Source organism: Providencia sp. PROV268 (assembly GCF_028477805.1).
Lineage (GTDB): Bacteria > Pseudomonadota > Gammaproteobacteria > Enterobacterales > Enterobacteriaceae > Providencia > Providencia stuartii.
This window is the reverse complement of record NZ_JAMPLW010000015.1, coordinates 83,120-109,560: the sequence shown is the minus strand read 5'-3', so window position 1 is coordinate 109,560 and position 26,441 is coordinate 83,120. Positions and strand designations below refer to the sequence as shown.

General features: G+C 39.1%; 23 protein-coding genes. 7 read left to right on the top strand and 16 right to left on the bottom strand.

Annotated features, from left to right (window positions below):
- Positions 1-44: 44 nt before the first annotated feature.
- Positions 45-959, bottom strand: coding sequence for a ribonuclease Z (gene rnz, locus PR699_RS12380; RefSeq protein WP_014656888.1), 915 nt, complete (start codon positions 957-959; stop codon positions 45-47).
- A gap of 99 nt (positions 960-1,058) precedes the next feature.
- On the bottom strand, positions 1,059-2,639 hold the full coding sequence (gene rtcR / locus PR699_RS12375; RefSeq protein ID WP_004926065.1) for an RNA repair transcriptional activator RtcR: 1,581 nt from the start codon (positions 2,637-2,639) through the stop codon (positions 1,059-1,061).
- Between the two features lie 476 nt (positions 2,640-3,115).
- On the opposite strand from rtcR, the gene PR699_RS12370 reads away from it, so the two are divergent.
- The 5 genes from PR699_RS12370 to PR699_RS12350 all read left to right on the top strand — a co-directional run bounded on the left by PR699_RS12370 (position 3,116) and on the right by PR699_RS12350 (position 7,734).
- Complete coding sequence (locus PR699_RS12370) at positions 3,116-4,237, top strand: slipin family protein (RefSeq protein WP_183124506.1); 1,122 nt, start codon at positions 3,116-3,118, stop codon at positions 4,235-4,237.
- Between the two features lie 3 nt (positions 4,238-4,240).
- On the top strand, positions 4,241-5,467 hold the full coding sequence (locus tag PR699_RS12365; protein ID WP_004926062.1) for an RtcB family protein: 1,227 nt from the start codon (positions 4,241-4,243) through the stop codon (positions 5,465-5,467).
- A 9-nt stretch (positions 5,468-5,476) separates the two neighbouring features.
- Positions 5,477-6,268 (top strand): nucleotidyltransferase domain-containing protein, encoded by a 792-nt coding sequence (locus PR699_RS12360; RefSeq protein ID WP_014656890.1) that lies wholly within the window; start codon positions 5,477-5,479, stop codon positions 6,266-6,268.
- Positions 6,269-6,385: 117 nt separating this feature from the next.
- On the top strand, positions 6,386-7,084 hold the full coding sequence (locus PR699_RS12355) for a YafY family protein (RefSeq protein ID WP_004926059.1): 699 nt from the start codon (positions 6,386-6,388) through the stop codon (positions 7,082-7,084).
- Between the two features lie 50 nt (positions 7,085-7,134).
- Positions 7,135-7,734 carry a glutathione S-transferase family protein gene (locus tag PR699_RS12350; protein ID WP_014656891.1) on the top strand — a complete coding sequence of 200 codons (600 nt, stop codon included), beginning with the start codon at positions 7,135-7,137 and terminating at the stop codon, positions 7,732-7,734.
- Between the two features lie 56 nt (positions 7,735-7,790).
- Here PR699_RS12350 and PR699_RS12345 read toward each other — a convergent pair whose 3' ends face one another.
- Positions 7,791-8,213 carry a DoxX family protein gene (locus PR699_RS12345; RefSeq protein WP_014656892.1) on the bottom strand — a complete coding sequence of 141 codons (423 nt, stop codon included), beginning with the start codon at positions 8,211-8,213 and terminating at the stop codon, positions 7,791-7,793.
- A 472-nt stretch (positions 8,214-8,685) separates the two neighbouring features.
- On the opposite strand from PR699_RS12345, the gene PR699_RS12340 reads away from it, so the two are divergent.
- Positions 8,686-9,741 (top strand): AraC family transcriptional regulator, encoded by a 1,056-nt coding sequence (locus PR699_RS12340; protein ID WP_014656893.1) that lies wholly within the window; start codon positions 8,686-8,688, stop codon positions 9,739-9,741.
- Here PR699_RS12340 and PR699_RS12335 read toward each other — a convergent pair.
- The 6 genes from PR699_RS12335 to PR699_RS12310 form a co-directional block, all read right to left on the bottom strand.
- Complete coding sequence (locus PR699_RS12335; RefSeq protein ID WP_036942028.1) at positions 9,729-10,517, bottom strand: MoaF C-terminal domain-containing protein; 789 nt, start codon at positions 10,515-10,517, stop codon at positions 9,729-9,731. The genes PR699_RS12340 and PR699_RS12335 overlap by 13 nt on opposite strands.
- A 20-nt stretch (positions 10,518-10,537) precedes the next feature.
- Positions 10,538-11,590: a RidA family protein gene (locus tag PR699_RS12330; RefSeq protein ID WP_014656895.1), complete on the bottom strand. Its 1,053-nt coding sequence runs from the start codon at positions 11,588-11,590 to the stop codon at positions 10,538-10,540.
- A gap of 60 nt (positions 11,591-11,650) precedes the next feature.
- Entirely contained in the window at positions 11,651-12,790 is a 1,140-nt protein-coding gene (locus PR699_RS12325) for a class II histone deacetylase (RefSeq protein WP_014656896.1), read from the bottom strand.
- 63 nt (positions 12,791-12,853) lie between these two features.
- The gene (locus PR699_RS12320) at positions 12,854-14,524 is read right to left on the bottom strand and encodes an amidohydrolase (protein ID WP_014656897.1); all 1,671 of its coding nucleotides are present in this window, start codon (positions 14,522-14,524) and stop codon (positions 12,854-12,856) included.
- 10 nt (positions 14,525-14,534) lie between these two features.
- Positions 14,535-16,307 (bottom strand): SDR family NAD(P)-dependent oxidoreductase, encoded by a 1,773-nt coding sequence (locus PR699_RS12315; protein WP_004926047.1) that lies wholly within the window; start codon positions 16,305-16,307, stop codon positions 14,535-14,537.
- Positions 16,308-16,309: 2 nt separating this feature from the next.
- Entirely contained in the window at positions 16,310-17,626 is a 1,317-nt protein-coding gene (locus PR699_RS12310; RefSeq protein ID WP_004926045.1) for an MFS transporter, read from the bottom strand.
- Between the two features lie 315 nt (positions 17,627-17,941).
- Between PR699_RS12310 and PR699_RS12305 the strand changes: the two genes are divergently transcribed.
- Complete coding sequence (locus tag PR699_RS12305; RefSeq protein ID WP_041705447.1) at positions 17,942-19,327, top strand: OprD family outer membrane porin; 1,386 nt, start codon at positions 17,942-17,944, stop codon at positions 19,325-19,327.
- Between the two features lie 511 nt (positions 19,328-19,838).
- Here PR699_RS12305 and PR699_RS12300 read toward each other — a convergent pair.
- From PR699_RS12300 to PR699_RS12270, 7 genes are read right to left on the bottom strand one after another with little or no spacing between them, the layout of a single operon-like run.
- Positions 19,839-20,942: a hypothetical protein gene (locus tag PR699_RS12300; protein WP_004926039.1), complete on the bottom strand. Its 1,104-nt coding sequence runs from the start codon at positions 20,940-20,942 to the stop codon at positions 19,839-19,841.
- Positions 20,943-20,956: 14 nt separating this feature from the next.
- Positions 20,957-21,478, bottom strand: coding sequence for a fimbrial protein (locus PR699_RS12295; RefSeq protein ID WP_004926037.1), 522 nt, complete (start codon positions 21,476-21,478; stop codon positions 20,957-20,959).
- Positions 21,478-22,005, bottom strand: coding sequence for a fimbrial protein (locus PR699_RS12290; RefSeq protein ID WP_014656901.1), 528 nt, complete (start codon positions 22,003-22,005; stop codon positions 21,478-21,480). The genes PR699_RS12295 and PR699_RS12290 overlap by 1 nt, the downstream gene beginning before the upstream one ends.
- Positions 21,998-22,405 carry a hypothetical protein gene (locus tag PR699_RS12285; RefSeq protein ID WP_014656902.1) on the bottom strand — a complete coding sequence of 136 codons (408 nt, stop codon included), beginning with the start codon at positions 22,403-22,405 and terminating at the stop codon, positions 21,998-22,000. Before PR699_RS12285 ends, PR699_RS12290 begins: the two co-directional genes overlap by 8 nt.
- A gap of 39 nt (positions 22,406-22,444) precedes the next feature.
- Complete coding sequence (locus PR699_RS12280) at positions 22,445-23,182, bottom strand: molecular chaperone (protein WP_014656903.1); 738 nt, start codon at positions 23,180-23,182, stop codon at positions 22,445-22,447.
- 53 nt (positions 23,183-23,235) lie between these two features.
- Entirely contained in the window at positions 23,236-25,752 is a 2,517-nt protein-coding gene (locus PR699_RS12275) for a fimbria/pilus outer membrane usher protein (RefSeq protein WP_041705092.1), read from the bottom strand.
- A gap of 58 nt (positions 25,753-25,810) precedes the next feature.
- Positions 25,811-26,350, bottom strand: a complete 540-nt coding sequence (locus PR699_RS12270) for a fimbrial protein (RefSeq protein ID WP_050979634.1) — start codon at positions 26,348-26,350, stop codon at positions 25,811-25,813.
- Positions 26,351-26,441: the final 91 nt, after the last annotated feature.

The following is a 26,441-nucleotide window of genomic DNA, read 5'->3' as shown; positions in this document are numbered from 1 at the left end:
GTGCCGAGTTCATCTATTAGCGAACAAGAGGCCATGCCATCGCTCTAAATTTTAATGGTTAAATAGTCGCTCGCTATCTCGGTATTAGGGAAAATGGCTTGGCACTCCGCCAGCAGCATCGGCATATCTTCAGCGCTATAACGACCACTGATATGCGTCGCAATAAAACGTTTCACACCCGCGTCTCGCGCTAACTGCGCCGCTTGCCCTGTGGTACTGTGCCCCCGATCATTGGCTTTTTCATGATACGCATTTTCCAGCGTCGTTTCATGCACCATAACATCGGCATTCTTTGCCAAGAAAAGAGCCTGTTCCGTTGGTTTGGTATCCCCAAAGATCGCAATGACTTTGCCAGGCTTTGGCTCACCTAAATAATCAGCACCATTAACACGGCGACCGTCGGCTAACATAATAGTTTCACCGGCCTTTAACGCTTGCATCCACGGGCCGCGTGGAATGTTATCTTGCGCTAATTTATCAACATCTAATGAACCTCGTTTAGGATGTTCTTCAATACGGTAACCATAGCATTCAACGCGATGGTCAAGCGGGTAGGCTGTCACGATTAACTCACCATCATCAAACAACTGCCCTGGCTCTATTTCGATCATTTCAAGAGGATAAGTCATATAAGAGCTGCTCAGGGTCAGTACTGTTTCGACATACTGTTTTAAACCTTTTGGACCATATAACGTTAATGGATCAGTTGATCCCCCCATTGAGCGGCTACATAACAGCCCCGGTAATCCAAAAATATGATCTCCATGTAGATGGGTAATAAAAATTTTTTCAATTCTTGGCGCCTTAAATACGCTATTTAAAATGCGATGTTGAGTTCCTTCACCACAATCAAACATCCAGTATGTTTTACGTATGCCTGTTAGGTTTAATAGCATACTGGTGACGTTACGCTCTTTGGTCGGCACACCGGCACTCGTTCCTAAAAAGGTTAACTCCATCTTTTCACACTCCATACTTAACTGTTTTTATTATTTTTATAATAAATAAACTTAATGTTTCTAATAGATTACTGAGTATCTTATCAATTTCGCCAAGCACTAAGCCTTTTTCACCTTATCCCAATCTAATCCAAAACGCGCCAAATACTTACGTAACCTATCTGCATCATTCGGCTGCTTTTTCTGCTGTCTTGAAACAGCAAACAGTACTCTACCCGCTTCTGAGAGACTTGATGAGCGACGGCATACATCTAATACTGTGGCTAATTGTTGCTGTTCAAATAGGTCAATTTCGCCAACTTCTGGCGGCAACGTGTCTTTTGCTTTTGTGACCCACTGTGATTGCAATCTCATGATCTCTTCATCAACGACCGCTTTTGTCACACGACCACGTTCAGCAAAGGTTGCCATGCGGCTGATTGATGCTCCGAGTTCACGGAAGTTACCCCGCCACAAAGCTTGCGCTGAACAGGCAAACGTTAAGTAAGCTTGGCGAGCTTCACTATCAAAGCGGATTTGGCTTTGTGCATCCTGACTAAATTTAGCCAACTCATAATCGATATTAGGCTCAATATCCTCACGTCTTTCCGCCAGCCCAGGTAAGGTGAAAGTCCACATATTGATACGTGCAAATAAATCTTCGCGAAATTTACCCTCTTCAACCCATTGCGCCAAATTACGATGTGTACCCGCTATCAATTGAAAGTCACTTTGCACTTCCTCATCGGAACCGTACGGAAAAAAACTTTTTTCTTCAATGGCTTTTAGTAGCATGGCTTGTTCGTCCAGCCCTAATTCAGCAATTTCATCTAAAAATAAGATACCACCGTCAGCCTCTTTAAGCAGGCCACGACGTGGGTTAATCGCGCCTGTAAACGCGCCTTTAATATGCCCAAATAGCGTTGACATCGCGTTATCACCGCGTAACGTGGCACAGTTAACCTCAACAAAGCGCCCTTTAATATGATGGCGACTTTCTCGCAATTGATAAATTCTGCGCGCCAAAAAGGATTTACCCGCCCCTGTAGGGCCATTTAATAAGATAGGCGCTTTTGAACGTAAAGCGACTCGTTCGATCCGCTCAATCATCGCGTTAAAATTCGCGTTACGAGTTGCGATACCTGATTTCAAAAAAGACACTTGAGCCTGTTGCTCTTTTTGAAAACGGCTCGTGATGTGCGTATAGCGACTGAGGTCGAGATCAATCACCGTATAGATACCCGCGGGATCTTTTTCTCTTCCCGCTTCTGTCGGTGAGGTTTGCAATAATTTAGCGGGTAAATAGTGTGCTTCTGTTAACAAGAACCAGCAGATTTGCACCACGTGAGTACCCGTCGTGATATGAACCAAATACTCTTCATTCTCAGTGTCAAAAGGGTAATTTGAAGAAAAATCCAGTAACGAGGTATAAACCTCTTCAAAATCCCACGGATCAGCAATATCCACCTCGCGTAATATGACCTCCGTCTGTGGTGAGACTTGCTCAATATCCTCTTTCACATGATGAGCCATATTATAATTATTTACCTGATGGATTAATTCAAAGCGATGAATATCCAGGTCAGGTTGCTGACATAGCCCAACTGAAGGGCGCCATTTCGTCCACCGATTCGTTCTTTTTCCACGTCGATCCAGTGCCGTACCTAATACGCCAATAACAACCTTACGCTTCTTATTCATTTTATATAAATTTATAAATCACGATAATTAAAGATAAAAAATAGCATAGGTTATTTTTTATCTGAATCATACCAGAATAATTCCAAAAAAATTAAGTTATTACATATCAATAAGATAAATATTTTTTTGTTATTTTAAACAAAGTTGGCACGCTTATCGCAATATTAAAATCATCCACTGCCGGATATTGTCAGAACTTCGGTTCTACCGGTGCAGACATGGTGGCGAAATGATGTCACTACATGGTCTGTATTCCGCCGTCAGTAAGATAATAACTTAATGATAGTTAATCTGTTCCTTCCAGAACAAAAAACTTGATATAACAACGGGTTATAAAAATTAGGCAACACACCACCCTCCGAGATCTTTATCGGGTCATGGGCAGAACCTTAGACAGCCAGTTTGACGGCACTCTAACTTTCCCCCCATCACTCCATACTTTTCTTCGATGGTGGCTCATAATAATAAAGGAATAAATAATGAAAAAAATAATTGTGGCACAAGGACAAATTGCGCTGACCGAGAAAAACGGTAATTTTCAGCATCTTTTGCTAGCAGGTGAACACCGTATCAATGATTGGTTTAATAAACTCACCGTTAGCCTGTTCACACTTAATCATGAACCTATTGATGCAAAGTTGGCTGATCATTTGCGCCAATATCACCCTGATTGGGTGGAAGCGCATTGTATAGATATTAATTTATCGGATAACGAGATCGCTTTTTTATATCTTCATAATAATTTGACTGAAATTTTAGCGCCGGCAACGCGACGCCTGTATTGGAAAATTGCAGAAACATTACGTGTAGAAATTCAACAAACTGGTGATATTGCTATCCCACAAACATTAGTCAACCGCCTAAATAGCAAAAAATGGATTAAGGGTCGAGATATCAGCTTAGTGGTCCAAGTTCCAGCGTGGCATGTTGGGGTATTAAAGGTTGATGGTGAAGTCAAAACATTATTGCAACCCGGAAATTATGGTTACTGGTGTATTGAACACCAGCCTCAGGTAGACGTTATTGATACCCGTTTACTGGCGATTGAGGTCAGTGGTCAAGAGATCCTAACCAAAGACAAAGTGACATTGCGTATCAATTTGTCAGCCAACTGGCGCTACCGTGATATTTTGTTGGCCTTCTCAAAGTTGAGCCAACCCGTCGATTATCTCTACCGTGAGCTACAGTTTGCCTTACGAGAAATTATCGGCACACGCTCATTAGATGAGTTACTGGAAAACAAGCAACTCATTGATGAATTGATGCTAGAACAAATTACCCAATGTGTCGCTGAATTTGGCTTGGATGTCGATAGCATTGGCGTAAAAGACATTATTTTGCCGGGTGATATGCGAACTATTTTGTCGCAAGTGGTAGAAGCGGAAAAGGCCGCCCAAGCAAACGTGATCCGCCGTCGAGAAGAAACCGCGGCAACACGCTCATTATTAAACACGGCAAAAGTCATGGAAAACAACCCCATTGCTTTACGTTTAAAAGAGCTGGAAACACTAGAAAGCATTGCGCATCGAATCGACCAAATATCCGTTTATGGTGGATTGGATCAAGTATTAAACGGACTGGTAAAAATTAAGGAATAAAGAATGAACAATAACGCTGTTAACGAACTTATTTTGGAAAATAGCGCACCTGTAAAAATGTGGACTAACGGTGTACCGGTTGATCCTAAAGCCGTAGTACAACTGCAAAACACCGCTAAAATGCCTTTTATTTTTAAACACTTAGCAGTAATGCCTGATGTACATGTCGGTAAAGGTTCCACTATTGGTAGTGTGATCCCAACCAAAGGCGCCATTATTCCGGCTGCCGTTGGCGTTGATATCGGTTGTGGGATGATAGCAGTGCGAACTTCACTAACCGCCTCTGATTTACCGGATAGCCTGCAAAATATCCGTTTTGCAATTGAAGCGGCTGTTCCACATGGACGTACAACTCAACGCCATGGTCGTGATAAAGGAGCCTGGCATCGAGCACCCGAAATTGTTGATCAGCATTGGGCGCATTTAGATGAAGAATTTAAACGTATTTGTGATAAATACCCAAAACTGCGTGGAACAAACCACTACAACCATTTAGGAACATTAGGAACAGGTAACCACTTTATTGAACTGTGTTTAGATGAACAAGATCGTGTATGGGTGATGCTACATAGTGGTTCTCGCGGTGTCGGTAACGCGATTGGTAACTTATTTATTTCATTAGCACATAAAGATATGCAACAGCATATTGCCAATCTGCCTGATCGCGATTTGGCGTACTTTGAAGAAGGGAGCCAACACTTTAATGATTACATGGAAGCCGTAGGTTGGGCACAAGATTTCGCTCGCCATAACCGTGAAGTCATGATGCACCGAGTACTAGAAGCACTATCAAAAACGATCACGAAGCCATTCACCACACAACAAGAAGCGGTGAATTGCCACCATAATTATGTACAAAAAGAGCACCATTTTGGTGAAGAGATACTGGTAACCCGTAAAGGTGCCGTATCTGCGAGAAAAGGGCAAATGGGGATCATTCCCGGCTCTATGGGGGCTAAAAGCTTTATCGTACGCGGTTTAGGGAATGAAGAAAGTTTCTGCTCTTGCAGCCATGGTGCAGGCCGTGTGATGAGTCGAACAGAAGCGAAAAAGCGCTATTCTGTGGCAGATCAAAAACTAGCAACAGCCCATGTAGAGTGTCGAAAAGATAGTGACGTCATTGATGAGATCCCAATGGCATACAAAGATATTGATGCCGTGATGGCCGCACAATCGTCATTAGTAGAAATCGTACATACACTGCGTCAGGTCGTGTGTGTGAAAGGATAGGAGAATGGCATGGAGAGTGAAAGCATAACGCCATTAATGCGAGAGCGCATACAAAAAACATTAGCTGAAATAGAAACAGCCCATCGGGTAAAAATCCTGTTTGCGTGCGAGTCTGGAAGCCGCGGTTGGGGTCTTGCTTCTTGTGATAGCGATTATGATGTGAGGTTTATTTATGTTCATCAATTAGATTGGTATTTAACACTCGATAGAAAACGCGATGTGATTGAAAAACCCATTGATAATGAACTGGATGTTTCCGGTTGGGAATTATCAAAAGCTTTAAAATTGATGCGTAATTCTAACCCTGCGTTAATTGAATGGCTGCATTCGCCAATTGTTTACCACAAGGATGCGTCATTTATTCAACAATTTGAATTATTAGCGTCAAAATTCTATTCACCGCTAAAGGCGCGTTATCACTATTTATCCATAGCAAAACGTAACTTGCGGGAAGATTTTAAAGGGGAAACAGTACGCCTAAAAAAATATTTTTATATCTTAAGGGCAATACTGGCGTTGCGTTGGATTGAACACTCAAAAATCATGCCACCAATGGCTTTTTCACAATTGGTCAGTGCAACAGTCACCGATCACGCCGTTTTGGCGGAAATCAATGAACTGTTAGTGATCAAACAAAATGTAGATGAAAGCGAATATGGTTCACGGCGCCCTGCTATCGACAGGTTGATTATTGAGACGATTGAAAAATCAGAAAAACTCAATCTTCCAGAGCCTTATTGCCGTGATAGCGCTTTATTAGATAAGTTTTTGCAAAAAGCTATCTTAGCAAACGATAGATAGCCACCATCAATCCAGTCATTTTTAATTAGCGGTGAGGCCATTCTCGCCGCTATTTTTTATTCTCGCCTTAAGCACCAATGTTATAATACGATTTCCAGCCAACGCACAGAGTAACCAATGACCCGCACTCAACGTTTATTGACTTTATTACAGATATTAAAAGAAAGTCGCTATCCCATTACGGCAGAGTCTCTCGCGTCACAATTGCACATCAGTATTCGGTCTGTTTACCGTGATATTGATGAACTACGCTGCCAAGGTGCCGAAATTACAGGTGAAGCAGGTATCGGCTATCAGCTAAAATCCGGTTTGTTACTTCCCCCTTTAATGTTCGATGACAACGAACTCGAAGCGCTGATCTTAGGTTTACGCTGGGTACAAAGTAATGCCGATGAAGAGCTGAAATTATCCGCCATGCGCGCAATCAATAAAATCAATGCGGTTGTCAAACAGGGGTCACAAAACCTTATCAACCAAACAACATTATTTGCACCTAGCACACAAATTGCACCGATTAATAATGTGATTGCGAAAAACCTAAGACTGAGTTTACGAAAAGAAATAAAAGCTAAAATTGACTATCAAGATGAAAGTGGGAAATTTAGCAGTAGAGTTATCTGGCCAATCGCAATTGGCTATATGAAAGATACCCAAGTCTTAGCCGCTTGGTGCGAACTCAGAGAAAGTTATCGCCATTTTCGCTTAGATCGGATCCAATCCTATATTGCTCTGGAGGATAAATTACCCTATCCCAAACATTATTTATTTGAGCAATGGCGAAAAGAGACTTTATGTGTGACTACTGACAGAATCTGACACACCGCTACCTTATGATAGCGACTCAACTTAATCATAAGGAAAAGGCGATGAGCTCACTTACCCTATATACAAATTCGATGTCACGCGGCAATACGGTCGACCTGCTATTTAAACTGTTAGATGTACCTTATCAGCGAATTGAGCTTGAATATGGCGAGCAAATGCATACTGCCGAATATCTTGCTATTAATCCGATGGGAAAAGTTCCCGCTTTAGTCGATGGTGAACATATTATCACTGAAACTGCAGCTATCTGTGTCTATTTAGCCGATAAATTTATAGAAAAAGGGTTAGCGCCGGCGTTTAATTCCCCACAACGAGCAGCCTATTATCGCTGGTTCTTTTTTACCGCAGGCCCTATTGAAGCGGCATTTACAACGCATGCAATGGGCTTACAGTTAGATGAAGCACAGCAAAAAATGTCAGGTTTTGGCTCATTTAAACGCGTTATGGATTGCCTAGAAACAGGACTTAGTAACGCTGCACCTTATATTTGCGGCCAACAACTAACCGCAATCGATGTGTATGTCGGGGCTTTTCTTCTATTTATGGAAAAGATAAATTTTATCGAAAACTCCGCGGTCATTAATCATTATCTCGACACATTAAAATCTCATCCAAAGTTCGCCAAAAGCATTGCATCATAAGCTTTTAAGGATACAGGCCACCATTTATGATGGCCTGATATTCATCGTATTGAGCCTTAACGCCACGTTGCACTCTTCATAACAGAAAAGCGCCCTGCTCCCATTAACGCAAGTGCAATTGATCCCACAAAGAAATAAACAATACTTTCAATTGCCCATGCCCCCGTTTTATCCAATAAAAACGTTTTATCAAGCCCTACCATTAACCAAGCAATAAACATGGTAAAAGCGACAAGCAGCGCGGCTGGCCGAGTGAGTATCCCTAATATAATGAAAATCGGTGCGACAACTTCCCCCAAAATAGTTCCATAAGCAATAAATTCGGGTAAACCATATGCAGCAAGCATAGCTTTAATGCCACTAGCGCCTGTTAACAATTTACTCATGCCATGGAATAACATTAATCCGCCAATAGTAATACGTAATAACAATTTTCCAGCATCGTCATGTGCCAATAACCGATTTACTGTGCCTATCATTGTGTGCTTCTCCAAGAAAAATATACTGCAACCTATGACGCGTTTACGACCAATACAATAAGAGTGACTTTTATTTATTATTGTTATAGCAGCATTGTAGTTATTTAATAGCTTTTACTCTTACTTTGGTGACACCAATAGCATTTATTCATAAAACTAAGGTATGAACTAAAAAATAAAAGGTCAATCAACAACAATTAAGTCAAGTTTAAAAAAAACAAAAAATACTAAATAAGAGCATTCTAAAAAGAGCGTTAATGAATTAAGATAATTGATGTTCAAAATAATTGTTATTTATTTAAGATTTCAATCAAAAATAAAGAATATAACAATATATTTATATCATCAATATAAAATAATAATGATATAAATTCATTGCTATTTTGTTACTAACATGTAATTTTGTCATATCAAAGAATGTGCGGTTAATGAATTCAAGCAAAATAGCATCTCATTAATACGAGGCATAAAAATGAAACCTGAAACTAACGCCCATCATTCATATAACTCTTATATACATCAGCTAAAAATATCCGAGATCATGAGTTATTTACAGTCACTGGATATTCCTTTTTCATATAGATCAAAAATTTTATATAATAAATTTAAATTACTAAAATTAACAGAAGTTGCCCCCATACAAGCTTATAACGAGTTTCTACGTTTAATTGCTCATGAAACAAAAGATCAGCATTGGTGTGCGAAAGCGGGTATCGCAGCACCCTATCATAGTTACTCACCGATCAGTGAAATTTTTATGTCGGCAAAAACATTACATGCCGCTTTAATCGAACTCAACCAATATACCGATCTATTTCAAGGCAAAACACACACTAATATTTTCATAGAAAACAAAAAGGTTTTAATCAATTATGAAGTGAGTATATTTAAGCCTGAATACTATAAGTTTGACATTGAGTACAGTTTATTTAGGTTAGTGAGTCAAATAAGAGAGCGACTTGGTAAAGATTGGATACCTGATACATTTTATTTCCAATATGCATTAAGTCGAAAAGATAAAGATAATTTGAAAAAAATCATTCCAACTCACTATGAAGACAATGCTAAATTCAATGGTATTTCATTTGATGAAGAGTGGCTAAATGCTGGTATTAATAAAAAAGAGCATGATGAAACGTTCATTTTTTTCTTAAAAAATCATCTAAATAAACTTAAACACTCAAGTTGTATGCCCGAATCCATGAGTATGAAAGTGCAAGATATTATGTACCAACATATTTTATCACAAAAAGACATTTCATTATCTTGGGTAGCGGCAAAGCTGTATATCTCACCAAGGACATTACAACGTAAATTAGCAAAAGAAAATATTAATTATTCAGATATTCTGGATAAAATTCGCTGTGATATTTCTATCGATAAACTCGTTGAAGAGAAGATTAGAATAGATAGCCTAGCTGAACTACTAGGCTATACGGACAGCGCCGCTTTTTCAAAAGCATTTAAACGCTGGACTGGCTCACCGCCACTTCAATACATCAAAAAACAGGGCTATCATAAAGCGTGAAAATTGTGCTCTTCAAGCCGTTTATTAATCCGCTTCATATAGGCTCCAATAGGGATGCTAAACCATTGCTCATCCGTATAGCCAACGGCAAACCCGGTGTTGCGCATTGACTTTAAGTCTAAGAGCAAAATAATCGCGACATCGACCGCTAACTCTCTAAAACCAAGTAAATACACATCATCTTTAATTTTTAGGTAAGTTGCTTGGTCACAATCACATTCACCATGTCTTACCCCTCCATAAATATGATACGCATACCATTGGCTATTAATATAAATATGTTCAACGGCGGTACTTTCACTGTATTCATTCAGAATATGTAAGCCAATAAGATCTCGTGTTTCTGCGGGGAGAAGCGTATTATCGTTATCACCAATAATCTTTCCAACATGATAATGCTGTTCGAATCTCGGCGTCGTTTTCTTACTTGGCTGGTATTGAGAGCTAAACAGGACAACATGGCTATTATTGAGGTCTAGTACTAAAATTGAGTGAGCAAAATCAATGCTCCCTTTTGATAATTCAATTAAAAATACTTTATCCGCAACTTCGGTCATATCGCTGACTTTTCTTTTTTTCTTATCAAAATAAGAGCTTAAAAAAACACTATTCGTTATAATATGGTCATGTTCATCAATACGAAAATAAAAACTTTCATTGTTTAAATAAAGATTAAATTCAATATTAATAATGTCATAACTTCTCTTTATTCGATTCTTTTTTAACTCATTCGTAAACATATCAAATGATGTATCAGAAATTATTTGCTCTGTCATGTTATCACCTGTGATATAAATTAAAATGAATGAATGCTTATTTCTAAAAATGACTTGTTATTCATGAGTTTTTTGACTGGCAATGTCTCTACAATATAATTTTCCACATGGGCGCTTGTTAACTTCGTCATTAGCTCATCATGTATAATATCAATATAAGCCTCACTACTATTTTTACTCTTAACATATTTTATTGTGACTCTAATACTGGATGAAAAATTATTTTCCAATATATTATCTATATGTTTTTTTGCATGTATAAAGCTATCATATAAATCTAGGTTAAGTTGAAAGCAAGCATAGTGAATAGGTGCAGCCAACTGTGATAATGGGCTTTTTACAAAACCGTCTATTTCTATTAAAAATTCATCAACGGCCATCCCATCACAATAGGTGACATTGAGTTCACAATTAATAGCTTGAATATTTCCAGTATATTTAGCAATCTCGTCTTTTATCAGATCTATTACTGGCTGATATGCGACATCACTACGAAGATAAACATTTAATAAAATAAGATCATCCATTGAGTAATCTAACTCAATTATTGAACGATTAATTTTATCAAAAATCACCGCAACTTGCTCTTCAAGGGTATCATTGATGTAATAAGCATGGCTATTATCATCGGAAACAATCAAAGCTTCCGTGCCTGTAATATAAAGTAGCTCCTCATAAATTAAAGAGCGGCTAACGTCCATTTCCATATTATAGAAAGGTAAGCATTGAACCGCCTTGTTATGACGAGGAAAAATAAACTCAATGGCTACCAGAGCATTATCATTGCTAAAATTCGGAAGCCGAATAATTGTTCCAACAGGCTTTTTATTACCGTAGCCTTGTGCTATTTCGTGGCTAACTTTATGAAATTGATTAATCGCATAGATGGGATCAACTTTATCACTTTTAATCGCTATTGTATGTTTTAGCATATCCGCATAACTAATCCCCATTTTTATTAATGCATTATTTACTTCAGAGATAATTATTGCTAATTGAGTATCAAAATCGCCTCCCGAAAAAGAAGAGTGCCACCCAACAATGACATTATCATTGGTTTTTAATATATTCATTATGTCTCACCCAATTAATAGATCAATTTAATGTGTAACGCTTGCTCTAATAGAATATTGTTACAAACCCAATTTAATCGCTTGGTGATTTATTAAATTTTCTTGTAACTCTTTGAGTGCTTGAGGAATCGTTTGTTGTTGGATAAAAGAAATAAAAGGGTCGACAACCTGAGTATTTATGCCACTTAACCCTTCTAGTAGTGCTAATGCACAAAAGGGAACATAATGCTCAGAATAGCCTCCTTCATGTATGACAACCACTTTTCCATGGCAAACGTCCTGAGCGACCGCGACAATACTTTCTATCATTTCTCGATAACTCTGGCTATGGAGTTGCATATGTCCTAGAGGATCAAAGGTACTTGCATCATAACCACTGCCAATAATAATGAGATCCGGTTTGTAGGTCCTAAGAGCAGGGATTGCTATTGTTCTTAATGCATATAAATATTCATCATGGCCACATCCCGGTAATAACGGAATATTAATATTGAATCCTAAACCTTCTCGGTTACCTTGTTCTTCGATACCTCCTGAGTTAATTGGGAAGCAGTTATCTTGATGCATAGAGATGGTAAGCACTTTATTATCGTTATAAAAAATAGCTTGAGTTCCATTTCCATGATGAACATCCCAATCCAATATAGCGACTTTTTTTGCCCCTAAATTCTCAAGGGCATATTTAGCGGCAATACTGCTGTTCGCTAAATAGGTCGCCCCCATCGCTTTATCTGGCAAAGCATGATGGCCTGCTGGCACACATACGGCATAAGCCCTATTTAAAGAACCGTCCATCACTTGATGAACAGCGGCTTTTGCTTGGCCTGCGGATAATAGCGCTATTTGATACCCCCCCGGTCCAAATGGTGCCTGTAAACCTAATTCCCCCCCTTCATTTTTACTCAGTTCAATAAAATCATTCAAATACTCTTGGGTATGAACACGCGCCGCATCATTATAAGTAATGGGGGGTGCACTGTATGAAAATAAAAATTCATTCATACCACTCACATCAATTAAGGATTTAAAACGACGTACGCAACTTGCAGAGCTAGCCCCAAATTCATTATTCGCGAAAGGTTGCATCCAATTCATTTGATTATAAGCTAGCGGTGATGATTTATAACTCCGCCCCCATAAACAATATTCATGATAAAAAAGACCAGTTTTAATCGTGGAGTCTTTCATGCTGCAAAACATATTATTCCCCTAAGTAGATAATCTGGTGTAGCTTCAATAATCGCGAGCACATCTGGTATTCCATTACCGTTGATACACAACTTTTCCATTACAAATGGTCATAATGACATTGGTTTTCCCTATTTGCTCAGCCGGAATAGTAAATAGGTCATGACTTAATATTTGTAAGTCAGCCAATTTCCCTACTTCTATCGAACCTCTTTCATGTTCAAGATGTTCCTGAATGGCACCATTAATGGTGTACATGCGAATGGCATCCTCAATCTTACAACCTAGGTCAGATTGATAAATTTGATTGTTTTTAGCTTTTCTAGTCAGCGTAAATTCAAGTCCTTTTAACCAATTAAATGGGAAGCAACAGGCATCAGAGCCAGCAGCAACCACAACGCCTTCATTAATATAAGACTGCCAGTCAAATAACTTAGCGTTGTACTCATCGGGTATAATCTGCTTAATATCATTGATCATGCTATAGCCTGCGATTGGTTGGCAGGATAGCAAAATATTATTTTTTGCCATTGTTTTCGCATTCTCAATCGTGAGATCATCACCATGAATAATAAAATGGCGTAAGTCTTTATTTGGCATGATCTTTTCTGCATAAGAAAAGGCATCTATTGCTGCATCAATCGTTGTTCCACCAATTGCATGAATACCAACCTGCCAACCTAAGCGGTGTAATTCAACAATGGTTTTATTAAGTTCGGCAATTTGTTCTTCAACACTATGACCAGCAAAGGTTAGCTCTCCTTGATAACCATTGCATGATCTTCGAATACAAGGTGAACTATCACCAAATAACTTTATCGTATCGACTTTTAACCATGATTTATCGGTATGAAGTGGATATGAAAACGCTTCGGCACCAGAAATAATATTTTTAAAACTGTGCACACCTTCTTTTGCCGCAAATAAATTAACACTAACCCGAGTTAATAACTTATTTTCATCATAAAGCGCCTTATAGAGCTTTATGACTCTGCTACTCCAAGCACCATGAAATAGATTATCGCCTCCTGGCCCTAAAATATCGGTGTAACTTGTGATGCCATTTTGCAGTAAATGATATTGGATAAGTAAAATATAGTTTTTAAGTTCTTCATCAGATAGCTGAGGTAAATATTTCCCGACAAGGTTCATGGCTCCCCATTCAGAAATAATACCGTTAGGCTCACCTTGCTGATCAATACCTATCCGTCCGACCTCTTTCGGTAGCTCTATGGATTTAGAATTTAACCCTGATAATTCTATAACCTCCTGATTAACAATTAGGTTATGTAAACTAAAATCGCTAAAGCTTGCTAATTTCCCATTCGTTTTTTGGGATAAGTAAGCTTGGTTAACCGCGATTTTTTCGTCGTTATCATCAAGGAGTTCAAAGGGGCATCCAATGCCGTAGATCCAGTCCCTGTTTTTTTTAGCGGTTAAATGAGTCTCCAACTGACTTTCAAACTCATTTTTTAATTTACTCTCAAACAAATTTAGGAAATCACCAGAAATCAGCATGCCCGTGTGTGTCGCATGGATATGCGCATCATGTGCAGCAGGTAACACAAGCTTATTTTTTGCATCAATTATCTGAGTATGAAAACCTATTTTTTTAAAAATATCATCATTATCACCAACAGCAATAATTCTCTCTTTTGCAATCGCTATCGCCTCATAGAAAGAGAAGTTTTTATCTACCGTTGCAACCTTGGCATTAATAATGACTAAATCAGCATCTTGACTCATTATAAACACCTTATGTTGGAATATAATTTAATGGGTAATTTAATGAGTTAAGAGAAATAATATTTGCACCGGCTGGAATATTAATCATTTTATTCACTTCAGACAGATTTCCCCAGCCTTTCCCTGTTGTCGTCTTATTCTCCAAGTCATAAACAAAAACAAAGGATAGGTCGATTAATAGCTCTCGCCAAGTCACCACATAAGTAGAATCGTCAAACTTATAATAACTCACTTGATCGCATCCCCCATCACCTTTTCTGATACCATTAATGACGTTATAGCAATACCAATGTGAATTGATATAAATATGCTCATACACTGTCGGTGGTAAATTCGAATAACAATATAACGCCCGACTGCCAATCAAATCACTCGTAATAAAAGGATACCGGCATTCATTAACTTTATGGTTTCCAGTCAGTATTATTGCTGGTGTAAAATATTGCTGATAATTAGACGCTAACTTTAATGGTATTGGCTTGCTGTGATCAGGCAAACTTTTAGGCTGATATTGTGTAAGAATAAATAGCGCTTTATTTGTGGTAAAATCGAGTGCAATAGATAGCGTAATTTCCGTATGCTCTGGAAATAAAAGATCCACAAAAAACAGATTATTTCTCACCTCAACCGCTTCATAATTTGCCTCTTTCGGGATAAAAATACCTTGTTGGTGATAACCTTCTATCGTGCAGCTCTTTTGATCGAAAAAGATCTCAATCACTGCGTTTTCTGTTTTAAATTCTATCCCTGTCAGGCTAATTTTTTTGCTTTGAGGTAAACGATTATGGGCCAACTCCCCATAACTCACTTCAGATTTCAGTTTGGCGTATTCTGTAAATGTTTCATTCACCATTTCTTCCGAGAGGTGCCATAATTTTTGACCAAAAGCGACATCCAGTACCCATGGAATAACCCCCGTTCCCTGCCGCGTATCCTCATTAATTTGAGAATAACTGCAATGTTCTAAAAAAATCCCCCCTTTATCCGCGAATTCAGGGTGACACAATGCCATAATCTGTGTTGCAACACCGGCTGATAATGATTTTACAGGTACTTTATTGGTGTCCTGTTTCTCTGCTAACTCTTTAAAATCATCGTGCTGCAAATGCAGATGTAGGTTTGTATCAAGAACAATGCCGGGAGCTACCGCAAAAGCTCGAATATTATAATCTTTCCAGCGCCTATCAAACTCAAATGCAAATAATACATTTGCTGATTTAGATTGCCCGTACGCAGTCCAACGGCTGTATGGTCGATGATTGAAATTTGGATCATCTAAATCGACATTACTTAAGCGATGCGCCCCCGATGTCATCATAACAACCCTTGCACCTTTTAATAAGCAAGGTGTCAGTTTGTTAATTAATAGAAAATGCCCTAAATGATTAATGCCAAACTGCTGTTCAAATCCATCGACGGTTAATTTAAAATCAGTGGCCATTACCCCGGCATTAGCCAATATCCCATCAAGTTTCACATCTTCTAGAATAATTTGCTTTACGAAACGCCGAATATCATTTAACGATGACAAATCAAGCAATTTAATTTCAAATAAAGCATCATCAAATTGTGAAGAAAGCTCCGTATAAAGTTGTTGTTTTTTTTCCTCTGTCCTGACGGTAAGAACAACATATCCTTCATGGCTTAATATTGCCTTAGCAGACTCTTTGCCTAATCCAATATTAGCACCTGTGATTAAATACTTTTTATTCTTCAACGATATTCCGTCTAGTACTTCATTCCACGTAGTATGCACATGATAATGATTTAAATTTTTTGTCATTATTAAGCCTTATCTTTATTATTTTTAAAAATTATTTTCATAATGATTACCATGGAGGCAACAAGTAATAATAAATTGAATAAAAACATTGCAGAAAAACTAACACGCTCAATTAACATTCCGCTAAACATCGGCCCTAATGCGATACCCAGCCCCAATGTAAGTGATGTAAGGTTCATAACATTTCCATCGACTTCATATTCAGCAGCAATACTCATCGTAAATGGTAATATTAGTGTCCATATATATTTAAAAGCGTAACAACTGATAATCACAAGCATGATGCTAGTATTTAAGTACATTGCTAGCACAGATGCGATTAAAAATATAAAGCAAGTAACAAAAACTAAATTTACTTTTTTACTAAATAAAATTGAAGTTCCCGCGCCCAATATACCGACCATACTTGCCGAACCTAAAATGTTATACACGACTGAAAGATCGACTTGTAACGCGCTAAGATAACCTCCAATAAATGTCCAAACACCAGCAACCACGACATTAAATAAGAAGATACCTGCTAAGCATAGATACATCTCATTTTTTACTGTACGATTTTTTACCGCTCCTTGGGCTTGTTCTTTAAAAATATTTTCCTCTTTCATTCGCCAAATAGCATCTATACCTTTAGTTAGCGGTAAAACACAAACTAACAGTATGGACACGAAAACATAAACTGAAAATATGCCATAACTTTCAAGGAATAGCGGTAAAATAAACAGCCCTAAACTCCCTAATATAATTTGGCTAAATAGGGAGATACTGAACGCTCGATACGAGTTTGGCAATAACGCCATACACGAATTGGTTATGATAAAAATAGTCGATCCTGATATTGCAGAGAGGATTCTGATAGCAATATAAAGATTAAAATGATCTTTAATTAAAAAACCTGAGATAATGTTTAATACCGCGGTAAGTAGGATCATAGCCACATAAATATGATACCAGTTTATCTTTGTTTTTAACCAAAAGAAGGCAATAACGTTTGCTAACATCCCGGTTAAAATTTCTATCATATAGATAAAACCTACTTTTTCTGGCGAAAAACCAAGTTCCTTATCCATTTGAATAGTAATTAATGGTGCCCACAAGAACATCATCGGAATAAATATTCCACCTATAATAGGTGAAAGATAAACTCGCCATGTTGATAACTGCATTTTTTGAGACTTCATAGATCCGACTGATTCACTCATATCAAACCCTCTTATTTTCCATTTTTCATAATATAAATATAAATTTAAAAAACTTTTAATAGCTAAAGGTGACATTTTTTTGTTTTTATACGTCACATAATAAAATACTGGATAATGCATTAAAGGTTTTCACTTTTAAAAACAGCATTTAGAAATCCAGCGCCGCAATTTAATCCAAAAAAAACAAGATCACTCAGTATAAAAACCCAACCTTATATAATATCTCGATATCAACAGCTACCATGGTCCCTATTGGCAAATGACATTCTCTTAAATTCATAAAACCCTACTTTTCAGATTGCTTAATATTAATCACAAAATATAAATGTTATTGGCTTAGTGTTTTATTTATCACTTTGCCCTTCATTATTTATAAAAAATAAAAATCAATTAATTAATTCAATCAATATTGAGGAATAAAGAATGGCTAATTCCATGATTAAGCATACTAAAAAACCATTAGCATTAGAGATATTTTCTATATTAACCGCAAGTTGTTATATTCCTAAAATCAATGCTCAACCATTTTTTGATGATGCAACATTAAAAGGTGGTATCTATTATTGGCAAAGGGATAGATCAAGAAAAGAATTAACACCCGGCAGTGATAAATATGGTCAATATACAGATAATCTTAAACACTCATCATTAAATATAGCTCTCGACTTTTCTTCTGGTTATATTCAAGATTTTATTGGCTTTGATTTTGCCGGGTATACTGCTGTCGAATTATCAAACGGCGGCCCTGCCGCACCGAATGAAATTGGCTTTAGTGATGCCAAAAATGTTTGGGATGAGAAAGGTACAGGCGACCGCAATGGGTTTACCTTCACGACCGCTGCAACAAAATTAAAATTAGGGCCATTTTGGGGTAAAGCAGGCTATATACAACCAAGTGGTCAAACTTTGTTAGCCACCAACTGGAGCTTTTTACCCGGTACTTACCGTGGTGCCGAAGTGGGGGCTGAATTTGATACCGAGGACAGTGGGAAATTTAATATTTCCTATATGTGGACGGATCAATATAAAGCGCCATGGTATCGTGAAATGTATGAATTCCGCGAAGCCGACTCAACAACCACGATTGATTATTTACACTCACTGGGTGTGAAATATGATGCCAAAAACAAGCTGGTGCTAGAGGGTGCAGTTGGTCAAGCTGAAGGTTATATGGATCAATATCTTGCCAAGATCTCTTACGCATTCCCGCTCGCTGGTCGTGATTTAAGAGTATCGTATCAATTCTACGGCGCACAAGATAAAGATAATAGTGGTGGTGTTAATGATGTCTATGATGGATTAGCTTGGTTACAGGCGTTCACTTTAGGCTATACCTACGATGCTTTAGACTTCCAAGTTGAAGGAACGATGGTGCACTCTCCTGGTCAACAAGGTTACTTTTTACAGCGCATGACCTCGGCTTACGGCACTTCAAATGGTCGTATAGATGTTTGGTGGGATGCCCGTTCAGATTTCAACTCCGACAATGAAAAAGCGCTATTTGCTGGTGTGACCTATGATTTATCCAGTTGGGATCTCGCGGGTTGGAAAATCGGCACCTCTTATGTTTATGCTTGGGATGCAAAACCGAGTAATAATCCAATTTATGACCAAAGCCAACGCGTCAGAGAAAGTGCATGGAATTTTGATATTCTCTACACCATTCAAACTGGTAAAGCTAAGGATACTACCTTTAAATTACATTACACTCGTTTTGATAACCACAGCGATATCCCAAGCTGGGGTGGAGGATTTAATAACATTTTCCAAGATGAAAAAGATATCAAATTTATTGTGACTGCCCCATTTACGATTTTTTAATTAACACAATAATTTATTAAATTTATTTTTCTTGGATGCTTAGGTTTTTTAATAGCAAATGATCGTTATCTTTTCATTTATGCCGGTCATAATTATGACCGGTATTTCACTCATAACTACGGATAGCCCCTATCCATTATCGCTAAAAATGGCAATAGAAAACAAACAAGGCTAGCCAAGCTGCCAAAAATAGAAATGATATTTCCATCTGAGTTAATGCGAGCCATTATGCGAAATATCCCTCTAAATCGCGTCGATAGCATAAAACGCGATGTGTGGGTGCATTCTCGACCATGTTTAAAAAATGGTTGGGCAAAACACCTTCAAATTTTATTCAGCGTATTCATCAATAACAGAGGATGGGTTGAGCCGCCATTTTCCTCCTAATGCAATAAATGAAGCCAGCGAGATGATTATCTAACAAAAACAGACCAAGGCACGCTTCCCAAACCTGTTTCAAGATAACTGGCTCTTACGGCTCAACCGAATAGCTTATTGTCAGCAAGACAAGTTAATCATAAGTCGCAATCAACCACGCTGATCCTCGATAATCCCCCGCAGCTGCATTTTGCCCTTGAATGCGACTGGTAATGCTGATGGTATCGAGTTGATGGATCTCAAGGTTTAAACTTTGCCCCGTTTGCCCTGTCGCTTCATCGGTCATTGTTAATTCACTATAAATGACATCGTGATGGTTTAACTGGCTTTTTAATGGCAAGCGCTTTTGAGGGTCATCATCTTTGGTGTAATCCAAACGTAATCGGATGTTAGTCGATGATTTAAACTTACAACTGTAAGTGACTTTTTCTACCACTGTACTATCGTAATTCACACTACTGAGTTTGCCATGACGTAGGCTGACGGTTTCTGCTTGCCCTGTGCTAGTCATGGTCGTGCACAGAGAGCCAATATGAATTTGTGAAGCAGCCAGCCGTAATGGAACCGTTGTCTCATTGATAGGCCAACTGTCGTAAGGCGGTACCGTTTTCTTGGCGGTATAAGCGCGAACATAGCCACCTAAATCCATAGCATTTATCACTAATTGCCCATCAATAATTCGCTCATTAATATAGAAGGTTAATTTGATTGGAAATTGGCTATAGAACTGCCCCGAAGGAAAAATGTCTCCATCAAAGCCATTAGAACAAACCGCAGCGTCAATATTGACCCAACTCATCAAGTTTGTTTCAACCGTCATGACTAAATTACTGTTGATTTGATAGGCAGGTCTCCCTTCAATATAGACACCAGCCATTGGCGCATACATAAATAAGCGATGAAATGCGTTTTCCGATGGGATGCCTACACTGCTCTCTCCCCATTGCCGACCTAAGCATTTAACATAACCGGATACACTCACATCTTTACTGGCACTATCAATTAGCATCGTATTGCCAATGCGGTAATAATTTTTTCCATTAGAGCCAACAAGTGGCGTCGCCACTAATTCACTGTTACGCTCTAATTTGATCACATACCCTGTGTTGGGGTCGACAATTTGAGCTGCGTAATCAGCCGTTGCATCTAAGCTATTTATCATTAAAGATAAACCTATCATCCACGCATAATTTTTAGCTGTCATATACCTACGACCATCATCTTTAAAATCACACATCGCTTTAGCCCTTATTAGTCATACGCGACTAAAATTGTCATAGCAGAAGTGAACTTACCTGCCGCTAATTGTTCAGCAGGAATGCGATTAACAAGGCGAGCCTGTAAATCAGTTTGGTATTCGGTAGCGCTAAGCCGTTGTGGGTTAATTCGTTGCAGCTTGTTCATCGCCAAAGGACGGATGCCCCCGTCGATGACTTCATTGAAAGAGATCCCTAATCCAGAAATTGAGGTCGCTAATACTGTTTGCCCATTATGAATGAATGTATTGTTCCCTTTCGGCGCCAGCATAATCGCTAAATCTTTATTAAAGTCACACCCTGAAAGTTGAATCGCAAACGCTCTATGGTGCGAAGCGCTATTTAATTCATCAAACTTTACCGTACCGAAATCTATTTTTAACGTAGAGCCATGATGTTCACTGTGAATATTGCAGCTAGGCGCCACCATAGTTGCACTGACCTCCACTAAAACATCTGCATGAACTAACGAGCCAAATAGCATTAACACGGTGATCAGTGTCTTGTGTTGTTTCATTATTCGTACTCCACCACAAATGTCGCCGTGCCTTTAAAATCCCCCGTTTTAATTTCACCGCTTGCAGGTTTACGAACAAATACCCCAAAGTTTAATTGTTGGCGATTATCTACGACTGACACGACACCAGCCTTAATGGGTTGATTCCAAATAACAGGCTGCTTGTCTTTATCCATTTCTATCAATCCAAGTAACGCCCCGCTTGCGCCTTGCGTCGTTAGATAATGGTTACCATCAATGTCGATTAATTGATGGCTTTGCCATGTTAGACGGATTATTTTATTCAGATCAGATGGGCTACATTTATTAATTTCAATAAAAAAGGGAAACACGTCGCTGACGCTATGTTCATTAAGATATTGTTTACGCAAATAACCTAATTGAATTTGTTTATTAATAGATCCCGCTGCAATTTGGCAATCGTGATGAATAAGTTCACCTTTAAATTCAACATCTAAATGATTTTTACCCAACGCATTTAATGGGCTGAAAGAGCATATGGCAATTAAGATAAATGCTTTATTCATAACTCACCTCTAGCCCCACTCTATTTTGATTTTTATTGAGTTCAGGAAGCGGTATTGGGTTATTGCCATTATCTAAGCTCATCTCAAAATATTCCAATACAACGCCTTGCCGCCTATCAATAAATTGTACTTTGACAGGCGTTTTCGCAGCCCCTTTCAAAAGGGCACTGTCACGAAATAGCCCACCACTTCCACATCCTGTCAAAATAGCCTCAGTGTGGCTGATTAAATTACAAGGAGCATGAAATAAAACAGCATTAACCCTTACCCATCCTTGTAATAGCTGCCCATCATTGTCTCCCGTTATCAATGTATTGGATATCAATGGCGCGGCTTTTGCCCAATTACCTATAGCGCCAATCAGAGCAAGTAGACATAGCAATACAATTTTTGAATTCATTATTTCCTTCCTTTTTATTGTTTGCTGCCAAGATGGCTATCACAGCTCCTCTCTCACGGTGCAAATCGCATCAATACAACGAAATGCCAGAGTTGGCTTGCCACCGTAGTCGTTAATGTAAGTAAGATAAGGAGTTGATAATGAAGGTGATATAATGTCGTGCGTTGATTTAGGTGGAACCATAACAACATCAAAGCGACTTTGTTCAGATTGAGATTTGCTGTTACCTAAGCCAATAACAGTTAAATGAAAAGGCGTATGATTATTCAGTTGATAACCTTTTGCCGTTCTCGCCAGTGTGATCTTATGTGCCCATTGTGTCTGCGACTCTGACAAAATATTCTTAGGGCGATAAAACAACTTAACGCGAGACTGCAACGCAATTTGTAATGTATTTCCTTCTGTCGATTTAGGAGGTACTTCCCGTAAATTAAAATAAAATACCGATTCTCTATCTTGCGGTAATTGTTCCAGCAGCGGTGTCACACTTAATCGCACTAAACTATCGCTATTGGGTTCAATTCGCTGCAAAGGTGGTGTCGCTAAAATCGCCCCTTTGGTTAATTTATTTCCTTGTAAATCTTCTATCCAGCTTTGTGCCAAATAAACTTCTTCAGGATTATCATTCGTGATCCTGATATTGATCGCGCGTTCATCTCCGGGAAAAACGATCCGAGTTCTATCTAATGTGACGGCACTATGCGCATATAGCGTGGTTAGCAACAGAAATAAACAACAACCGACAAACAGCCCATGACGTAAATATAAATTCAACATACCTAACCTCATAAACCTAATTTAATTATTTTTTACCTAGATGATGAATGAAACTACAACTTCCCCCGTAGGCATGGCAGTAACAACATGTCCGACGACACAACAAACGTCTCTGGCAATTTGATCCTGCATTGCTTTTGGTTATCCCAATAAACAAATAACGACTCTTGTGCCGAAACGCCCACTAACCAAGTCACTCCATCTTCCCCGACAATACCTAATTCACGATTATCAGCATTGCGTACACTGGCACCAAAAGGCGGTTTCTTGCCGTTCTCTAATGACAAAATGGCAAAGAGTTTTTCTCCCTTCATCACCGTTAAATGGCGATAACCAATCGCTCCTTTAGTAAGCGTAATATCGGTTGTCGACGTTAACGTCTCTAAATTATCGGGTAATTTGCTGGTATTAATGGATGCAGTAGACTTACGATAGCTATTCACATTTGGGATCACCGCTAACCCAAAAGCGTTGGTTTTGATCACGCCATTATCTAAAGGCACGCCGCTGATCCCCGACGTATCTATCATTAATCGCGTGTCACCATTTGCTGAACGATGTAATGCAACACCTTTAGCGGTCGCGGTTATTCCACTGTTTATGGAGGCTCCCACACTACGATATTCATGCGGTACATAGCTGGCATTTGCTGAGATATTCGCTTGCGATAAGTCTCGAGAATAGAAACCACTAAGGCTGGTTTGGTTATCCATGTTTTGGCCATGGTGATAACCCATATTTAAGCTGTAATTATCGGTCGTGTTGTAGCCGCTATAACCCACGTTGTGATTGAATTGATTATGACCGGATGAGCGAGAGTAAAGCTCTGAAAACGTTAAGCTATGCCCTGTATAAAGAGGAACCGTTAGGTATAGATTAATTGCATCATCTTCAAAACCATTATCCCGCTCTGTTCGCGTAGCAGACAGCGATAAACTCGCCCCATGTTGAGATAAGGCTGGCAAGTTGAGATGGGTACTTGCATACATCCCATATTGTGTTTGAGGATCGTTTTGCCAATAAGTACTGTATTGATAATTTAAGGAAATATTAAAGTGTTCAAAGTACTTATTCAGGTAAATTTGATAATTCGTTTTCGGCGCATAGGGGGTAATACCTGTACGCGCCTCATCAGAAAATTGTGTCAACGTCCGGTAGTCTTTATCGGCAAAACGGTAGCCTGCAAATGTAATATCCGTACGCAAATCATCAAAGGATTTAGCATAGTTGACTCGATAAGAGCGCCCTCGTCGCTTCTTATCTTCAAGATCAGCAAAGGACTGAGTGATATCAACGGAAATAGCGCCAATGGAAAAAAGATCACGCCCTAAACCTACCGCTAGCGCCTGATAATAACCATTTAACTGAGAGCCTCCGTACAATGACCAAGCATTAGAGACGCCATAGGAAAACTCGCCACCAATAACGGGCTTACCTGTAAGATGATGGCTATCATAACGCGTTTTTCCACCGACTAACTTATAAATAAGGCGTCCCGGTCGCGTTAAATAAGGCAGTGACGCTGTGCTAACCGTAAATGTCTTCTCTTCACCATTTTCTTCTCTCACGGTGACATCCAATATACCTCGAATCCCACTCTCTAATGTTTGAATACGAAAAGGCCCTGGTGGAACAAGCGTTTCAGAGATAACCCTATCTTGGCTACGGACGATCACCGTCGCATTGGTATTGGCTACGCCGATAATTTCAGGCGCATAACCAACCAGCTTGGGAGGGAGCATTCTATCGTCACTTTCTAACGACACCCCGCTATATTGCCAAGCGTCAAAAATATCAGAATAAAAATAATTCTCGCCTAACGTCAAAATAGCGGCTGACTCTGTTAATGAAGTGAATGCATATAACCGGCTGAAATCAAACTGATGTGTTTCTTGTGGCGAGTATCCTCCACGCTGTTTTTGGTAGCTTCCATTATAATCCCCGCGAAAGCGCCAAGCGCCGGTATTTATCCCCATCGTTCCATTGGTTGATAAATAAACTCGTTTAGTGCCGCCTTTTTCTTTTGTTGCTGACGCGTTCGCATTGAAATCAATAAATCCCCCGTTTACACCTTCCTCCCATAATGCTGGCGGTATCCAGTAGGGATCTCTGTACTCCATCCACATTTGAGGGATAGTTATTTTTAATGATAATGTTGATAGCTCAACTTGAGTTTGTGCCCCGGATAACAATGATAAATCTAGGCATCGCCCTTCGTTTAACGTGGTTAATTTGCGCTTTGCAGAATGCGTCAATCCTATTAATTGCAGCATATCTGTTGGTATACAAACAAACGGAGAGCGTTGCTCGGCAGAAGGGCTTTTCTCATATACGGAAATATCACGTGGGGCGCCTAAGCGCAGCCCATTAACCCACACAGTTAAAACATAATCTCCCGGCGGTACATATCCGGCGACAGAGAATCGGCTTATATCGATATTTTGCAGATCTTCTGCATCCAGCACATCAGTATTGAATTCAGCAGCACTCGCGCCCCATGTCGTCAGGCCAAACGCCAATAAAATAACCCGCCGTAGTTTGCTATGTTTAAACACCATGCTCTGTTCCATCCCTAATACGACAAAGAAGCACCTCAAAAATAAGTGATGAGGCCCTTATTTCTGTTTCTTATTGATAGTCGATGAAAAAACGAACCAAACCTTGATAGCTACCTGCTTGAATCGGTTGCCCTGTCAGCTCTAGTTGTAAGAAGTAACGTAAAAAAAGAGTCTCCCCAGATTTGTCTTGTCGTAACACGTGGTTAGACAAAAAATAGCGCTGCTCAGGAACCAATCTTTTTCGTTGTTCATCCAATACGGAAATGCCTAAACCGTGTGAAGGCCCCTGTAATACAAAGGCATTTATATTTTGAGTTGTATGTCCGGAAAAACGTATTGACCATGTTTTACTGTCGATTGTCGAGTGCATGCTGCCGCAACCATGTAGCTCAATGATAAAGGGTTGGCTATAGCGCTCACGACCGCTGGCTGTGGATAATAGCGTTAAGGTCAACGGGGAAAAATTGATTGTTTGGTAACGATCAGTCATGGCTATTGAACAGGGAGTGGCAATCACTGTTCCTACTATTCGGGTCATTCCATTGAAAGAATGGCGCTGTGTATCAATCGCAGCATACACGGTAGCGTGACCAAGTACCCACAGCATCATGAATTGTATAATGTGGCGACTAAAATGTTTGTAAGCACTCACAGCACCCTCCGAATGCCTTGATGATTCCGCCAGCAAAAGGCTGGCGGAC

Excerpts from the sequence above, each read along its gene's own strand:
- rnz (WP_014656888.1), bottom strand. The coding sequence starts at position 959 with ATGGAGTTAACCTTTTTAGGAACGAGTGCCGGTGTGCCGACCAAAGAG.
- rtcR (WP_004926065.1), bottom strand. The coding sequence starts at position 2,639 with ATGAATAAGAAGCGTAAGGTTGTTATTGGCGTATTAGGTACGGCACTG.
- PR699_RS12365 (WP_004926062.1), top strand. The coding sequence starts at position 4,241 with ATGAACAATAACGCTGTTAACGAACTTATTTTGGAAAATAGCGCACCT.
- PR699_RS12360 (WP_014656890.1), top strand. The coding sequence starts at position 5,477 with ATGGAGAGTGAAAGCATAACGCCATTAATGCGAGAGCGCATACAAAAA.
- PR699_RS12355 (WP_004926059.1), top strand. The coding sequence starts at position 6,386 with ATGACCCGCACTCAACGTTTATTGACTTTATTACAGATATTAAAAGAA.
- PR699_RS12350 (WP_014656891.1), top strand. The coding sequence starts at position 7,135 with ATGAGCTCACTTACCCTATATACAAATTCGATGTCACGCGGCAATACG.
- PR699_RS12345 (WP_014656892.1), bottom strand. The coding sequence starts at position 8,213 with ATGATAGGCACAGTAAATCGGTTATTGGCACATGACGATGCTGGAAAA.
- PR699_RS12340 (WP_014656893.1), top strand. The coding sequence starts at position 8,686 with ATGAAACCTGAAACTAACGCCCATCATTCATATAACTCTTATATACAT.
- PR699_RS12335 (WP_036942028.1), bottom strand. The coding sequence starts at position 10,517 with ATGACAGAGCAAATAATTTCTGATACATCATTTGATATGTTTACGAAT.
- PR699_RS12330 (WP_014656895.1), bottom strand. The coding sequence starts at position 11,590 with ATGAATATATTAAAAACCAATGATAATGTCATTGTTGGGTGGCACTCT.
- PR699_RS12325 (WP_014656896.1), bottom strand. The coding sequence starts at position 12,790 with ATGTTTTGCAGCATGAAAGACTCCACGATTAAAACTGGTCTTTTTTAT.
- PR699_RS12320 (WP_014656897.1), bottom strand. The coding sequence starts at position 14,524 with ATGAGTCAAGATGCTGATTTAGTCATTATTAATGCCAAGGTTGCAACG.
- PR699_RS12315 (WP_004926047.1), bottom strand. The coding sequence starts at position 16,307 with ATGACAAAAAATTTAAATCATTATCATGTGCATACTACGTGGAATGAA.
- PR699_RS12310 (WP_004926045.1), bottom strand. The coding sequence starts at position 17,626 with ATGCATTATCCAGTATTTTATTATGTGACGTATAAAAACAAAAAAATG.
- PR699_RS12305 (WP_041705447.1), top strand. The coding sequence starts at position 17,942 with ATGATTAAGCATACTAAAAAACCATTAGCATTAGAGATATTTTCTATA.
- PR699_RS12300 (WP_004926039.1), bottom strand. The coding sequence starts at position 20,942 with ATGTGTGATTTTAAAGATGATGGTCGTAGGTATATGACAGCTAAAAAT.
- PR699_RS12295 (WP_004926037.1), bottom strand. The coding sequence starts at position 21,478 with ATGAAACAACACAAGACACTGATCACCGTGTTAATGCTATTTGGCTCG.
- PR699_RS12290 (WP_014656901.1), bottom strand. The coding sequence starts at position 22,005 with ATGAATAAAGCATTTATCTTAATTGCCATATGCTCTTTCAGCCCATTA.
- PR699_RS12285 (WP_014656902.1), bottom strand. The coding sequence starts at position 22,405 with ATGAATTCAAAAATTGTATTGCTATGTCTACTTGCTCTGATTGGCGCT.
- PR699_RS12280 (WP_014656903.1), bottom strand. The coding sequence starts at position 23,182 with ATGTTGAATTTATATTTACGTCATGGGCTGTTTGTCGGTTGTTGTTTA.
- PR699_RS12275 (WP_041705092.1), bottom strand. The coding sequence starts at position 25,752 with ATGGAACAGAGCATGGTGTTTAAACATAGCAAACTACGGCGGGTTATT.
- PR699_RS12270 (WP_050979634.1), bottom strand. The coding sequence starts at position 26,350 with ATGATGCTGTGGGTACTTGGTCACGCTACCGTGTATGCTGCGATTGAT.